Raw genomic sequence first — 14,691 nt, forward strand, 5'->3', positions numbered from 1 at the left:
CAGTTTACTTTTTTACAGACCTGATGAGTTCGTCCATCTTTGCCTGCAAGGCTGAAGCATCCATGCCACCTTTGGTAAACATATAAGCTATTCCTCCGACCAGTAGCAGGATAATGGCTATCAGGGCATAAAGCAGGATAGAAGACTTCTCTTTTACCGTATAGGTGGCTTCCTGTCCCTCTATTTTGAGGGTATAGGTCCCTGGTTCCTCTTCGATATGTTCAAAGGTTACTGTTGTGCTTTGTCCTACATCAAGGGAAATCTGCTTGGAATCAACCGAACTTCCGTTCATGATCAGTTCAACATCGTATTCTCCTGCGGCATTCCCCGTGTTTTCGGCATCAATAGTGATTGTTGCTTCCTTTCCGGCTGTAACCTCTATCGGATCAACCACCAGGTTTGAGAACTCGAAGATAGCTTCATAGTCCTTTACATTGACTTCAACACTCTTGTCAATGAAGCCCTCTCCACTGGCGCTTATTTTTATTTTCCCGACTTCTTCCGTGGTGTAAGTGATCTGTCCGTCGGAGTCGGTTTCTCCTATAAGATCACCATCAGCTGAGACGTTTATACCTTCAATCGGGTCTCCTCCGATTGTGTTTAAAGCCTCTATGGTAATCGTATCTCCCACATACACAGTTTCGGGAGAAATATTGAGGCTCATTTTCTCTTTTTCAACATTAACTACCATATTCTTGTTCGCGGTGGTGTAGTCGTCCTTTGTTGCGGTTATCTTGAAAGTACCTACCTCTTCGGCAGTGTACTCAACAAGTCCATCAGCATCGGTTTCGCCTATTGTGGATGAGTTAACCTTTACAGTGACACCTTCTACCGGCTCGTCTTCTGCAGTCACTTCTATATCAAAAGTGTCGCCTACAATAATATCATCAGGCACGCTTATCGAGAGTTCCCTGCTGGCATCACTTCCAGTTTCGACTTCAACGAAGGGGTAGAACCTGAGAGTATTGTCATCAGCTGTCTTGAACTTGACATCACCCATTATGTCGATGGTTTCGTCATCATCAAGTCCGATGTCGTCTTCGTTCTTCATTGTGATGCCGCTTTCCGAGACGCTGCTGATCTCCATCTCATCGAAGGAATCTCCGTTATTGATTTCAATGTACTCGTCCGAGATCTGGAAGATTCCCTCTGTGAAGACTGCAGAGGTTTCTTCACCTGAAAAAACCGTACCGAAGTGGACAATGATTATGGGTATGTCTTCTGCATCCCCGAGTTCGGTTTCGTAGATGTAGTCATCGTCCGATGCAATGAAATCATCGTCAACGACGTCTCCGTCTTTTTCAAGCTGGACCCAGACGATGTCTCCATTAACGTCGACATCTAGGATGTTCAGGGAATAGCCTTCCTCAAGCACAAGGGCAGAACCTGAATTCATGGACTCTTTGTCGTCGCTGTCTGTAAGGACTTTGGAAAGGACATTGTCCGAAAGAAGGCTCACATCGTCAATTTGTCCGTCGACGGTATCATCGGGATATCCTGCAAAGTATTTTTCTGCCATGAACCCGACAACTGTGAAATTTCCCCACTCGTCGTGTTCAAACTCAACTTCCTGGGGTGTGGATGTGTAGACCAGTTTTCCGTCAGGGATTTCTCTACCATTCAGTTCTTCGATTGCCATCTCTTCGGTTCCTATCCCCTCATCTATGTTGTAATAGAAACCTTCAAAGTTGTAGGGAGTCCAGGTTGGGAGAGAGTTGTCTTCATCTTCATCATAGACAGTTCCGCGCAGTTCGTAAGTCCCTTCTTCAGAGGTATCAAGGACCGGTCCAAAGCGCAGTGTATTGTCATCAGCCACCTGAATCTGTATCTTGCCCATAAGGTCAATTGTGTCGCCCTTATCAAGGCTTATGTCGTCATCATTCTTCATTTTTATTTGATCGCTGCTGAGGGACGTTACTTCCATTTCCCCGTAGGAATCTCCGTTTTCAAGTTCCAGATAAGTGTCCGAAATCTGGAAGATTCCCTGTATGTAGACTGCAGAGATTTCAGTACTTTGGAAGACTGTTCCAAAGTGGATAATGATTATAGGTACGTCTTCCGCATCTCCGACTTCGGTTTCATAGACGTAGTCCTGGCCTGAGGCTATGAAATTGTTGTCAACGACGTCTCCATCCTTTTCAAGCTGGACCCAGACGATTTCCCCATTAATATCGACTTCTACGATTTCAAGGGCATAACCATCTTCAAGTTCAAAGGAATCTCCTGTATATGCGGACACTTTATCATCATTGTCGGTAAGGATCTTGGAAAGTACTCCGTCGGATATCAGGCTGACATCGTCTACATCGTCAACTGTGGTGTTATCAGTGTAGCCTGCGAAATATTTCTCTGCCATGAACCCTATTATCTGGTACGAACCCCAGTCATTGTATTCAAAGTCGGTTTCAGTAGGTTTTGTGATGTACTCGATTTTCCCTTCATCTATGTTTCTGCCTATATCCGTGATTGTCATCTCTTCGGAAGATTCCCCGGAATCAAGGTCATAGTAGAAGCCTGAGTAACTCTGGGCATCCCATGTGTATGTAGTGGACAGCCCGAGGTCTTCATCCCAGATCCTGTTCCCGCTTGAATAGTACTTGGACCGGACTGTCACATTCCACGTTTCTGTCACCGAATCATAATTATCGTCAGGATCCGTGACCACTGCTTCAATAGTGTAGTTGCCGGAAGTATCTGGCTCAAACTCGTATGAAGAAGAAGTTACGGTGCTACCGGTATCTGATTTCACTGACTCGTTATCGACAGACCACTCAACGTTGATATAACTCGGACTGTCTGTAGCATTGACATAGAAAGTCTGGGATTCTCCTTCAGACATCTCAATTGTGGTATCTGAAGGGTCAATATCCACATCTATTTCATCGTCGCCTGAGGAAGAGGAGGAAGATACTGTCCATGTCCATTCATATCTGGCAGTTTCAGTACCATTCTGTGCTACAACAGTGACGTTATATTCAGTTGCTGAAGACGAAGCGTTTTGATATGTATCTGACTTGACTTCACTGGCCGGCGAACCAACGGTAACTCCGTTCATATACCAGGTAAAGTTAGCTACTTTGTTTGTCTCAACACTGAATTCTTGAGTCACATTTGTCTCTGTACTTGGATTTTGCTCAGGAGCGGTCTTTGTAATTTCCAATTTCTCAATGGTCCAAGTTCTGCTCTCCCCGGTTGATTGGACAGTTGCTTTTACATCATATGTGTCTGACTGAATTGTATGACTCAGAGTAGATGTATTCGTTGTATTGTCATAAGTTACCAGTGAGCTATCAGGAGCAGTTCCGTCAACCAACCACTCAATAGTTGTTGATTCATTCGTTTGGATACTGAACGTTTTAAGTTCGCCCACTATCCCCAGAACAGTCGAATTCCCGTTGGGTGCTACTATATCAACTGCAGCTGCAGTCCCGCTGAATAGTAGCCCCAGCGCCAGAATTGCTGTTAAAATTTGTAGACTAGCTTTTTTCATATTTTACCTTCTGAACCTTGTGCGTAAATTTTAATTGTCGTGAGAATATTGCAATTTGAATTATCTTACTTGAGTTAACTTTGTTCTATTTTTTCCTGAATTTGTGGACTTTTAGAAGTCGATTGTTTTTTATTTTATCTCTCGCTTTACAAAATTTTATATTTTACGAATTTTTGTGTCAGGTGGTTAACTTTAATTTTTATCAGGATGGACAATTAACTGTTTTCGGCTTTCAGCTGCAGGTATCCCCGCTGCTCTATATTTGTCAGCCTGCATTCCGGGGATTCGAGCACAATACCGGTATCGTACTTTGTGCATTCTCCTATGATAGTCAAGTTACATATATTTTGTACTTTTTTCAGCCGTCCCGGGTCAACTGTAAAAATGAGTTCGAAGTCTCCACCTGTGTAAAGGGCAAATTCCAGCAGTTCGCCGGGGTCCGAAGCAAATTCTCTGACTTCCTGGAGGATTGGAAGAGCTTCTTTCCGAATCCGGAAACCCACCTTACTTTGCCTGGCAAGGTCGTAAAGAGACATGGCAAGGCCGTCACTTGTATCCATCATGGATGTAACTGCTCCCGATTCCGCAAGTTTCCGGGCTTCTCTGGTGCGGGGAACGGGTTCAAAAAGAGCCTTCAGAACGGTTTCACTGACCGATTTTTTTGACTGAATTGCTTCAAGGGCGACTCCGGCTGATCCTGTATATCCCGTAACACAGACAAGATCTCCGGGTTTTGCCCCTTTTCGCAGGAGGAGCCGGCTTTTTTTAACTCTTCCGAGAGCTGTCCCTGTAATTGTCAGTTCTGCGTGAGTATCGAGGTCACCTCCGATAACAGAAGTCTCGCAGAATTCGGCGCATGCCTGTATGCCTTTTGCAAGTTCTTCAACAAAAGCAATTTCAGTATCTGCAAGCATGCCTATTGCCACAAGGAGGCCTGTTGGCTCTGCACCCATGGCTGCTATATCACTCAGGTTTACGGCTGCGGACATCCAGCCCATCTGCCAGGGGGTCATTTCCGGAGGAAAATCCGTAGTCCTGTGCAGCATATCGGTCGTGACAACCAGACAGTCTTCACCTTTCAGGTCAAGGACGGCACAGTCATCGGAACCGGCACCTACAAGAATTCCTTCCTGTCCTCTCTCCTTTCCTTCAGGGGCATTAAAAATCTCAGATAAACGGGAGATTAGAGCGCGCTCTCCGACTGAAGATACTTTTGTTTCTTTCATGGTCATTTTTTGGAAGCGATTACTTCCACTGTCCTTTTTTATAGATACTTACCCTTCTCCGGGTTAAAATGGACTGACTCTTTCTCCTTTATTTAACTTTTGTAACCCCTGTGGTTACACAAAAGTTTGGTGGTGCACATAAAGGATTTTTCGATCTATTCTCAGGAGTACAACAGGAAATATCCCCGGAGAAACTATGGGGGACTTTCCGGGATATCTGTACTTTCGAATACAGGCAATTGAATTCCAGGTAATGGGGTTTTACCAGGGGTTTAATCATTTTCTTTTATGCTTTGGCATGTATAAGGCTTTTGTAAACTTCAAATTCATTTGAACCTAAAACATATTTTTTCTGTAGAAGTTTTGGTAAGATAACAATCAGTAAAAAGACGAAGGGATGGCGCAATGAAAGAACGGGTGGACAGGATAAAAGAGTTAATGGACACTATCAGGTCCGGATAAGTTTACCTGGATAAGTTTACCTGGGTAAGTTTACCTGGGTAAGTTTACTTTATAGTCAGATATCTGTAATGTTTTTTTATCTTCAGGGTACAGTCAGATTATTCAGGGTACAGTCAGATTATTCAGGGTACGGTCAGATTAGTGTTGTATTCGGATATCTATAAGGTTGTTTTATATCAGATACAGTAAGATTACTTTGTATTCAGGCATCAACAAGACTGTTTTTGTTGCAGATCACAATGAGGTTGCTTGAAGGCGCCAGATAATTTCCGATAATTTCAGATAATCTCAGATAATCTCAGATAATTTCCTCTCCTTCCTCTCTTGTCCTTATCCTTACTTTTTCCAGAAAACCCTTTGCTATTCTTCCAAGTTCAAGAAGTTCTTCCCTCTCCAGGACCCTATTTTTCCTGAGTTTCTCCTCCAGGCCGTGTTCCGGAATTCCCTGCTGCAGCACATACGTGACCTCTTTATTTTTGACTTGTTCCGAAATCCAGGCTGCTATCCGGGAAATTTCCCTTTCGTTCCCGATTAAGTCCCTGATTAACGTTGTCCGGAGTTCCAGTTCAAGGCCGCTGGTATCTGCTGTCTCGATGGTTTTTGCAACGGCTGCAGTGATCTCTTCCGGATTCTTTTTGACAGCAATGCTTGCCTCTTTGTATTCAACCCAACCTGCAACTTTTCCGTAAAGCTCCGGGTCGTCAAGAGGGGCTTTTACGTCGATAAAGAACTTATCAACCAGTTTTCGCTCGACCAGTTCGGCTGCTCTTTCGGGGTAACAACCATTTGTATGGACCCCTACCGCAAGCCCGAGAATTTTTGCAAACTCTGCAAGGGGAATTATAGCTTCCTGCATAAGGGGTTCTCCTCCTGAAAAAACAACTGCACTTACAAAAGGTTTCGATATTTTGATCTGCTCTTTCAGAAAATCAAGTTCTACCAGACTCACTCCTTCAAGATAGGGATAGTTCTGGCAGTAAGGGCAGCGGAGGGGGCATCCCCTAAAAAAGATTGTGACCGCAGATTTTCCTGTCCAGTCAAGGGTTGAAAGCGGGACAGTGCCTGCGTAGTTTACCTTCATAGAAGTTACCATTTTCGGTTTAAATAAAAAAGGCTAAGGAACTCTTATCTGAGCTCCCTTGTAACATAGCGCTTCCTGTCCTTGAGTTCCTGGCGCTTACCCCTGTTCCAGCCTTCTACGGACTGGAGGTACCCTGTGATCCTCGAGAGGTGCTGTACGTGTTCGGAACCGCATTTCGGGCATTTGTCCAGCAGGCCGGCGGCTACGTATCCCTCGTCGATGCATACGGTCATGTCCCTGGTGAAGGCAAAGTAGCCTGTCTGGGTGTTCTTTGCTATATGCATTGCAAGTTCTTGCAGGCCTTCAGGGTCCGGTTTTCCTTCTCCAAGCCAGATATGCATGATATTTCCTCCGTCTACGATCGGGAAGAAAGTATGCTCATACTTTATTCTCTCAGGGAGAGACACGTCTGCACCTGGAGGGATGTGAGTCCCGTTGGTATAGTAAATCGGCAGGTCATGGGTCTCATTGATCTCTTTCTTTGCGCTTTTCAGGTCCCCTTTAATTGTGAGTTCGGCTTTTTCGGCATATTCCCTGTGCAGAAGATCTGAGACTGCAAAGCGCTGGGCTGTGGTTTCTGCAGGCGTCCTTGCAAGGGCAATCTCCATGTCGTTTTCCTTTGAGAGCTTCTGAGCATGCATTTTCATTTCAAACATTGCTCTGATGGCAAGCTTGTATGCAACAGGAGACTCGTGGATCTGGTAGCCGGTGTGGTACTGGACCATCTCATTGATCCCTACTACCCCTATGGTATACACAAGGCTCTCGAAATCCACAGCCAGTGCTCCTTTTTCTCCGCTGTTCGGGTCCTTGGGGCACTGGGATGCAAAGGGGATCCTGTTTTTCCTGATCAGGCTGTTCATCCATCTTCGCTTGATCTTGAAAACTTCCACACACCTGTTCATCAGGGTCTTGAGTTCGGTGAAAAGCTTCTCATCATCGTATTCAGCCCTGTACGCAGCTCTCGGGCAGTTCAGGGACACGACCATCCATGAACCCATGGAGAAGTGCTTTCCATCCCTGAAATGCAGCTTGTCATCGAATTCTTTATCATCGGTAGGGTTTGCAGAGAACTGGTAGGCACAACACTGGTAGCATGAAATCCCCTCACCTGCGCCCCTGTATTCTGGGAGCTGGTTGTCAAAGTAAGGAGTTCCGAATTTGGCAGCCAGTTCAAAGGTCAGCCTGTACAGTTCTTTGTAAGTCGGAAGTTCGGGGTGAGCCTCATTGAAGCTTTCGTCTTCTTCCATGAAGTCGGGTTCGAGAGAGATTTCAGGCTTCGGGAAGCTGAAAGGTTTGCCCCAGGCATCTCCTTCGAGCATGACGTCCATAAGGGCCTTGAACCCGAGACGGACCTCTTTTTCGAATTCTCCGTAGGTTCTGAGAGGGGCATGTTTTCCGTCCCAGACTTTGCCCATGGCAACAACCGGAATGTTTTTCCAGAGCTTCGGGACCCCCGGGGAAAGCTGCACCGAGGAAAAGACAGTCTGTCCGCCTCTTGCGCACATCATCTGCATCATCTCATAGACAAACATCTGCATGAGCTGCTTTATTTCGACCTCGGACTTGCCTTCCAAATAGGGTGCAATAAAGGTCAGGAAGTTATAAAAGCCCTGTCCGCCTGCGAAATTGGTCTGGGCGGAACCCATTGCCTTTACCGCATGAAGGAACGCTACTTCAGCATTCTTTGCAGGTTTTGCAACGCTTGATTGGGTTCCTACGCCGTCAGGCATGAGCCCGTAATAAAAGAAGTAGCGAAGGTCCCAGTCCTGGCAAAAAGGCCTTGTGCCCATGTATTCAAGGTCATGGATATGAAAGTCCCCGTTCAGGTGCAGGTCTGCAAGTTCTTTTGGCATCAGGAGGAGATTTTGCTCTTTGGACATCTTGTCGGCTTTTCTTTTGTGGGAGGTCTCGGCATTGTTCAGCTGGTTTGCGTTATCGTTTGCCCCAAAGCCGTATCCGGAGTCGATTTCGTAGGCATCATAAACAGATGCACCGACTCTTGTCATTATGTTTCTCCATTCCACGCGCCCCCTGTCAAGAAGTATATTGTTTACTATTTCCCGGATAAGGGGACCTGAAAGAAACTTGATGTTCATCTTTCGGATGATTTTTTCCGCTTCTTTTGCAATATCAACGGCTTCCTCTTTTGTGATTGCAGGTTTGGCGTAAAATATTTCGCTCAGTTTTGTTTCTTTCAGAAGCTGGTTCACAATAATGTTCCGATCCCAGTTAAGCATGAAACCGTCTGTTGTCCTTACCTTGGGGAGAGCGGAGACAGACAATCCATCAAGTGTCTTTTGCACGGGCTGATTGTCGGATAACTGGTCATTTTTAGGGAGGGAAGAGATTGAGAGTCCGTCAAGTGTTTTTTTCCCTGACTGGTTCTCAGATAATTTGTCATCGTGTAAGAGAATATCGCCTGTCATTTTCTCATCTTCAGTAGTTATTTTAAGGAAGTTGTTTTAAGGAGGTTAGGTACGTTGTTTAGTCGTTTTTAAGTTTAGCGGGTTTTATCACAGAATTCCCCGGAGTTTTTCCGAATTAACTTCTTCCCCACGGAAGATTTCGTCGTATGTCAGGAATTCGCTATTGATCTGTAATACAGGCGCTGTCACTGTGAAGACCCCGTTGAAACGCAGTTCGGTCAGAGCTTCCGGGGTGGACATATCTGCTACGTCGAAGGGTACTGAATTTGCTTCAAGATATTTTTTTAATTTGTTGCACTTCGGGCAACGTTCAGTTGTATAGACGATTATTTTTGCCATGCTTGCGCCCCTCTGATTTATGGTACGGTTTTTTTACATGTTTTTTAACATGCCTTTTACATGTTTCGTTTTTTGTTACTACATTCTTGTTTTATTTCCATTGTGGGGAGGGTGAGTGTGCCGGCGCAGAGCGCATCAAAGCAACAAAACAAACCCCCCACATGGGTACCATTCCTTAGCCAACCCGATTTATTCTATAATAATTTTCCCAGACTAGTCAGCAATATCGGAACAGGGCATGTGGTTCCCAAAGACTGCCCCTCTAGATATTATTTTTTCGCTCGCGTGAGTGAAGGTGATCTTAATTTCCAGGTAATTATTCTAAATGCCCGATCTTATTTATAATAGTTTTTCAACTCATCTTTGAATACAAAAGATCCTTTCTTTTGTATACAATACCTCCTTCAAACTCCCTCACTTTGTATACAAAGAACCGGGTTTGTTATCAGATATGATAATAAACTTAATAGCTTCTGTTTTTAAAAAATTCCTTATTTGGGAGAATATTTTCAAATACAGAAGACTTTGTCAGGTGTGGAAGGATTTTAACAAATACAGGCACAGTTATTATATATATGGCTTTATCCCTTGAAAACATTATAATATATTAAGATGAGAAACCCTCCCAGTTTTAAGGTAAAGGCTGAGAATTCGGCCTTCGTTTCTACCTCCTTTGCCTTTCAGGCTTTTAAGCCTTTCATTTTAAAAGAAGGCAAAAAATATGAAAAAAGCATTATATCATTGATCTCTCATACCTCTGTCAAGTGCAAAGAGAGGTGTCACACCATAGAAAAACTATTATCTTCGGGTTGTAAACCCCTTGATGAGCTCCTGGGAGGAGGTTTCGAGCTTGGGATCGTAACTCAGGTCTTCGGAGCCGCAGGTACCGGAAAAACAAATATCTGTATCCAGCTTGCAGTGGAATGCGTAAAGCGGGGGCAAAAAGTCATTTTCATCGATACCGAAGGGCTTTCTCCTGTTCGTTTCAAGCAGATTGCCGGGGAAAATGCAAAGGAAATAGCCGGAAGCATAATTATCTACGAGCCTCTGAGTTTTGAAGAGCAGTATTCAGCCGTAAGAGAGGTGGAAAGGATAGCAGGTGAGAATGTAGGTCTTGTAATTCTGGATTCTGCCACTTCATACTACAGGTTTGAACTCGAAGACGAGGATACCGGCATTAAAAGCCGCAGAGAGCTTGCTAACCAGATAGGGTTCTTGCACGCCCTTGCCCGCAAATACGGCTTTGCCGCAGTTATAACAAATCAGGTCTACTCAGATATTATTGGAGGAGGAGTGCGCCCCCTGGGAGGAAGTTCCCTGGAACATATCTCAAAAACAATCCTCAGGCTCGAAAAAACAGGGGAAGGAACAAGACGCGCTGTCCTCTACAAACACCGCTCCCGTCCTGAAGGCTCAAGTGCGGAATTTACAATTACAGCAGAAGGGATTCGTTAAATCGGGAAAAAGCTGAGATAAATTCAGCAGAAAAATTTCATTTTGCAGGAAGTATTTCAAAAAAAGAAAAAAGTTGGGTTCCCGAATATTTCCGGGATTTTCTGGGATTAGACTGCTTTTTGAAACTTTTCCCTCGAGAATATTTTGTTTTCTGCTTTAACGTTCCCGGGTGCCGGCTATAAACTCCTCAGTCCTGCGATGTGCCACATCATCAGGATGCTGGATAGCCGGATGTTTCATGAAATAGGAAGCCGGAGAATACAGAACTCCTCCTATTCCGCGGTCAAGAGCAAGCTTGCAGCAGCGGATGGCATCAATAACTACTCCGCCGGAGTTGGGGGAATCTTCTACCGAAAGCCTCATTTCAAGGTTCATGGGCACATCTCCAAAGAGTTTGCCTTCCATTCGAAGGAAGCAGACTTTGTTGTCTTTCTGCCAGGCAACATAGTCACTCGGTCCGATGTGGATATTTTCATCCGCAAGCTTATGCGAGAGCACGGATTGGACGGCTTCGGTCTTGGATTCACGCTTTGAAGCAAGCCTGTTCCTGTTGAGCATATTGAGGAAATCGGTGTTTCCGCCCGTGTTCAGCTGGTATGTCCTTTCGAGCTTTACACCGCGTTTTTCAAAAAGGTCTGCAAGGACTCTGTGAGTTATTGTTGCCCCTAGCTGGGCTTTTATATCATCACCTATAATTGGAACATTCTTTTCTTCAAACCGTTTGGCCCACTCAGGGTTGCTTGCAATGAAAACAGGCATGTTGTTGATTAGAGCCACTCCGGCTTCAAGGGCGCATTCGGCATAGAAACGGACAGCTTCTTCAGACCCGACAGGGAGGTAATTAAGAAGCATTTCGGCGCCCGAATCTCTCAGTTCTTTCACAATATCGGCTTTTGTGGCTTCAGGCTCCTTGCTGACAACGAATGTATAATTTTCCCCATAATTCTTCATGTGGTCAGAGACTCCATCAAGAACTCTACCCATCTTAACCTTCACGCCTGCGAAGGGGATATCAGGACAAAAAACCGTGGTGCAGTTCGGGGGAGCAAAAATGGCCTCGGACACGTCCTTTCCTACCTTCCTGGCATCAATATCGAAGGCAGCAACAACTTTGATATCGCCGGGCCCGTACCCACCAATGTCCCTGTGCATAAGTCCTATGGGATCTTTATCGTCGGTTTTATAGTACTCGATGCCCTGTATCAAAGAGCTTGCACAGTTCCCGATTCCTGCTATTGCTATTTTTATTTTTGTCATAAGCGCTTACTCTCCGATTAATACCCTGACTCTCATAAACCACAGTTCGCATGAAACAACAAATTCTCATAACTTCCGAAATTTAAGGATTTATGGGTTCAAGGTCCCTGAAATTTATGAAATTATGATTCCTGAAATTACGAATCTTCCTGTATCTCAGCCATGGATTTTAAATCTTCTCTTATTTGTACTGTTACTTTATAATCTATTATATCTAACTTTGCCCCCGTGAAAGAAATATTCTTTTTTTATCCGAGGCAGAACTTTTTTATTTAGGTCCATATTCAAGTTTTCAGCTTGCTTCATACAGGATATAACAATGCAGGATATACAATAAGGGGTAATCAATGAAGGATATAACGATAAAGGGTAGGCAATGCCGAATAAGCAAATGAATGGTATAACGGCAGCTTCCGGTAAATGAAACACTCCCTTTTGAGAAAGGACGAGTCGAATAGGTTTTTATCGGATGGGCGGCTTGAAAGGGAAGTCGGAAGATTTCCCGGCAGAACCTGATGTTCACATCGGAAAGTGATTTAATGAGGACAATTGACTGGAATGAAGAGTCCAATTCTGTGGTGCTGGTAGACCAGACCTTGCTCCCGCAGGAGTACAAAATAATAGAATGCAAAACCCTGAGTTCGCTCTGTGAAGCTATAAAAACTCTCAGAATCAGAGGCGCGCCTGCTCTCGGAGCTGCAGGAGGCTTTGGAATTGCCCTGGCAGCATCCCTCAGCGGGGCAAAAGATCTCGAATCGATGACCAGAGACCTTAAGGTAGCGGCAAAAGCCCTTAAATCGACCCGCCCTACAGCTGTAAATCTGGGCTGGGGTGTGGACAGGGTCTTAAAAGCAGTTTCTGATGCCTTCGATGTCCGGGGAGTCCGGGATATTACCCTTCAGGAAGCCAGGGACATTGCGGAAGAGGATGTAGCAACAAATAAACTGATAGGCAAGTACGGGGCAAAATTCCTGAAAGACGGAGATACCGTCCTTACGCACTGCAACGCAGGAAGGCTTGCCTGTGTTGACTGGGGCACTGCGCTCGGGGTTGTACGTTCAGCTATTGCAGAAGGCAAAGAGATCAAAGTTATTGCCTGCGAGACGAGGCCTTTGAACCAGGGAAGCAGGATCACTACCTGGGAACTCATGCAGGACAAAATCCCTGTAACCCTTATTGCAGATTCGATGGCTGGCTGGGCAATGCACCAGGGGCTCGTGGACAGCGTGCTCGTAGGAGCCGACAGGATTACCCAGGATGTTGTTTTTAACAAGATAGGTACCTATACGCACTCGATCCTTGCAAAAGAGCATGAGATTCCCTTCTATGTGGCAGCTCCTGTCTCTACTTTCGACTTCAAAGGCTGGGAGGGAAGTGTAAGGATCGAAATGCGAGACCCTGAAGAGTTGCGATTCTCAGGCTGCCAGCAGCTTGCCCCGAAAGATGTAGAGGTCTATAATCCCGCCTTTGATGCAACCCCCATGGAAAACGTGACTGCGGTAATCACGGATAAAGGAGTGTTTTACCCGCCCTTCCTGCTGGACGAGGTTCTCGTCTGAGGTCCTCTGTCTTCGGTTTTTGGAATTTGAGGGCACAGTTTTTCCATCCTTGAGTAACCCTGTTTCGGAATAGCTCTGCAGGATTTATATATGAGAACTGTAAATTATGAGATAACTATCGATATAGTAATCGATAATATGCGTTTCAATTAATCAATATCAGATGTATTCTTAAAGGTGTTTTACTCATGGCTAAAAGATCAGGTTCTGGACTTCAGTCCTCAGCAGGGCTCATGCGCTATTACGAAGCTGACAAAAATGCAGTTCACATCCAGCCGAAAACAGTGCTGATTGTCGGTGCCCTTGCGGGCATAGCAGTATTATTCTTAAGTGCTGTAAACGGCTTCTGGCCGTAACTACGGTTTTTCTGGCAGTGTTCCTTTGAGCAGGCATAGTTCTGGAAAAAAAGAGATCAAAAAAACGAAGAAATTTTCTTCAGGCGCCAGGACCCCGAAACCCACAGTTTTTATTCTGGGCTTTCTCCTGATAGTTGTGGGTATCTTCGGGGTTCTGTACAACCCCGCCAATTCCATAGGAAATTCCTCCAATCCCATAGAAAAAACCCTTCCCTGGAAGCTTTCGGAGGCAGGCATATTATCTTTTTCTCCAAGGGAAGAGCCCGTGTTTGCAGCTCAGGAAATTGAAGACCCGTACTCTCCCGAAGACCCGGATATTCTGAAACTGATTTCTTTTGAGAGCGGTGACCAAAATGTCCAGGCCCTTCTGAGAATTCCTGCAAATGTTCCTTCTGTCCCGGGCATAGTTCTGCTGCCGGGGGCAGGAGTCAGCAAAGAAGGTGAACAGGGTCTGGCTGTCGAACTCTCTAAAATGGGGTATGCAACCCTTACCCTTGACCAGCGCAACAAGGGAGCAATAAACGTTGACCGGGATCTTGAACTTTTCAGGGCAGGGCTCGAACCTGTCGAATATCTTATGGTTTATGACGCCCTCAAAGCCACAGACGTGCTTTCCGCTCAGTCTGAAATAGATCATGAAAGGCTTGCGATTCTCGGGGAAAGTAACGGCGGCAGGTTTGCAATTATTGCCTGTGCCCTTGAACCTTCCCTTAAAGGAGTTATAGGGATCAGCACGTCGGGGTACAGCACCGAAGAGACCGACCCTGCAAGTGTGGCTGACTCCGAAGCTTACAGGTTCTACCTTTCAATTGATCCGGACACATACCTCAGTGCCCTGCCGCCTTCAAGGCTTGTTATGATGCACTCTTTTAATGATACTGTAATCTCGCATGAACTGGCACTCAAGACCTTTGCTCTCGCAGAAGAGCCAAAGGCAATGTATAATGCTACCGAAGAAACGCACGGATACACAGCTTCCATGCGCCCCTATCTTGAAAAAGAACTTGCGCAAATTCTTTCTTGATTTTATTCTGATA

At 45.2% G+C, this 14,691-nt stretch carries 10 protein-coding genes; 4 read left to right on the forward strand and 6 right to left on the reverse strand.

The annotated features are described in order from the left end of the window. Window positions 1-4: 4 nt before the first annotated feature. The 5 genes from MSSIT_RS20865 to MSSIT_RS20885 form a co-directional block, all read right to left on the reverse strand. Window positions 5-3,490: an S-layer protein domain-containing protein gene (locus tag MSSIT_RS20865; protein WP_048174369.1), complete on the reverse strand. Its 3,486-nt coding sequence runs from the start codon at window positions 3,488-3,490 to the stop codon at window positions 5-7. Window positions 3,491-3,705: 215 nt separating this feature from the next. Then, complete coding sequence (gene thiL / locus MSSIT_RS20870; RefSeq protein WP_048175169.1) at window positions 3,706-4,716, reverse strand: thiamine-phosphate kinase; 1,011 nt, start codon at window positions 4,714-4,716, stop codon at window positions 3,706-3,708. Window positions 4,717-5,476: 760 nt separating this feature from the next. Continuing rightward, window positions 5,477-6,259 (reverse strand): anaerobic ribonucleoside-triphosphate reductase activating protein, encoded by a 783-nt coding sequence (locus MSSIT_RS20875; RefSeq protein ID WP_231590186.1) that lies wholly within the window; start codon window positions 6,257-6,259, stop codon window positions 5,477-5,479. Window positions 6,260-6,303: 44 nt separating this feature from the next. Continuing rightward, window positions 6,304-8,688, reverse strand: coding sequence for an anaerobic ribonucleoside-triphosphate reductase (gene nrdD / locus MSSIT_RS20880; protein ID WP_048174371.1), 2,385 nt, complete (start codon window positions 8,686-8,688; stop codon window positions 6,304-6,306). Window positions 8,689-8,775: 87 nt separating this feature from the next. Then, a complete protein-coding gene (locus MSSIT_RS20885; RefSeq protein ID WP_048174372.1) occupies window positions 8,776-9,027 on the reverse strand; it encodes a glutaredoxin family protein in 252 nt (83 codons plus the stop codon). 612 nt (window positions 9,028-9,639) lie between these two features. On the opposite strand from MSSIT_RS20885, the gene radB reads away from it, so the two are divergent. After that, on the forward strand, window positions 9,640-10,482 hold the full coding sequence (gene radB / locus MSSIT_RS20890) for a DNA repair and recombination protein RadB (protein WP_331456174.1): 843 nt from the start codon (window positions 9,640-9,642) through the stop codon (window positions 10,480-10,482). A gap of 156 nt (window positions 10,483-10,638) precedes the next feature. Here radB and MSSIT_RS20895 read toward each other — a convergent pair whose 3' ends face one another. Beyond that, window positions 10,639-11,739 carry an inositol-3-phosphate synthase gene (locus MSSIT_RS20895; protein WP_048174373.1) on the reverse strand — a complete coding sequence of 367 codons (1,101 nt, stop codon included), beginning with the start codon at window positions 11,737-11,739 and terminating at the stop codon, window positions 10,639-10,641. Window positions 11,740-12,278: 539 nt separating this feature from the next. Between MSSIT_RS20895 and MSSIT_RS20900 the strand changes: the two genes are divergently transcribed. The 3 genes from MSSIT_RS20900 (at window position 12,279) to MSSIT_RS20910 (ending at window position 14,678) form a co-directional block, all read left to right on the forward strand. Continuing rightward, window positions 12,279-13,298, forward strand: a complete 1,020-nt coding sequence (locus MSSIT_RS20900; RefSeq protein WP_048174374.1) for an S-methyl-5-thioribose-1-phosphate isomerase — start codon at window positions 12,279-12,281, stop codon at window positions 13,296-13,298. A gap of 188 nt (window positions 13,299-13,486) precedes the next feature. Further along, entirely contained in the window at window positions 13,487-13,654 is a 168-nt protein-coding gene (locus MSSIT_RS20905) for a preprotein translocase subunit Sec61beta (protein WP_048064803.1), read from the forward strand. A 25-nt stretch (window positions 13,655-13,679) separates the two neighbouring features. Next, window positions 13,680-14,678, forward strand: a complete 999-nt coding sequence (locus MSSIT_RS20910) for an alpha/beta hydrolase (RefSeq protein ID WP_197080313.1) — start codon at window positions 13,680-13,682, stop codon at window positions 14,676-14,678. Window positions 14,679-14,691: the final 13 nt, after the last annotated feature.

The sequence above is a fragment of the Methanosarcina siciliae T4/M genome (assembly GCF_000970085.1).
In the GTDB taxonomy this organism is placed as follows: Archaea; Halobacteriota; Methanosarcinia; order Methanosarcinales; family Methanosarcinaceae; genus Methanosarcina; species Methanosarcina siciliae.

Excerpts from the sequence above, each read along its gene's own strand:
- MSSIT_RS20865 (WP_048174369.1), bottom strand. The coding sequence starts at position 3,490 with ATGAAAAAAGCTAGTCTACAAATTTTAACAGCAATTCTGGCGCTGGGG.
- thiL (WP_048175169.1), bottom strand. The coding sequence starts at position 4,716 with ATGAAAGAAACAAAAGTATCTTCAGTCGGAGAGCGCGCTCTAATCTCC.
- MSSIT_RS20875 (WP_231590186.1), bottom strand. The coding sequence starts at position 6,259 with ATGAAGGTAAACTACGCAGGCACTGTCCCGCTTTCAACCCTTGACTGG.
- nrdD (WP_048174371.1), bottom strand. The coding sequence starts at position 8,688 with ATGACAGGCGATATTCTCTTACACGATGACAAATTATCTGAGAACCAG.
- MSSIT_RS20885 (WP_048174372.1), bottom strand. The coding sequence starts at position 9,027 with ATGGCAAAAATAATCGTCTATACAACTGAACGTTGCCCGAAGTGCAAC.
- radB (WP_331456174.1), top strand. The coding sequence starts at position 9,640 with ATGAGAAACCCTCCCAGTTTTAAGGTAAAGGCTGAGAATTCGGCCTTC.
- MSSIT_RS20895 (WP_048174373.1), bottom strand. The coding sequence starts at position 11,739 with ATGACAAAAATAAAAATAGCAATAGCAGGAATCGGGAACTGTGCAAGC.
- MSSIT_RS20900 (WP_048174374.1), top strand. The coding sequence starts at position 12,279 with ATGAGGACAATTGACTGGAATGAAGAGTCCAATTCTGTGGTGCTGGTA.
- MSSIT_RS20905 (WP_048064803.1), top strand. The coding sequence starts at position 13,487 with ATGGCTAAAAGATCAGGTTCTGGACTTCAGTCCTCAGCAGGGCTCATG.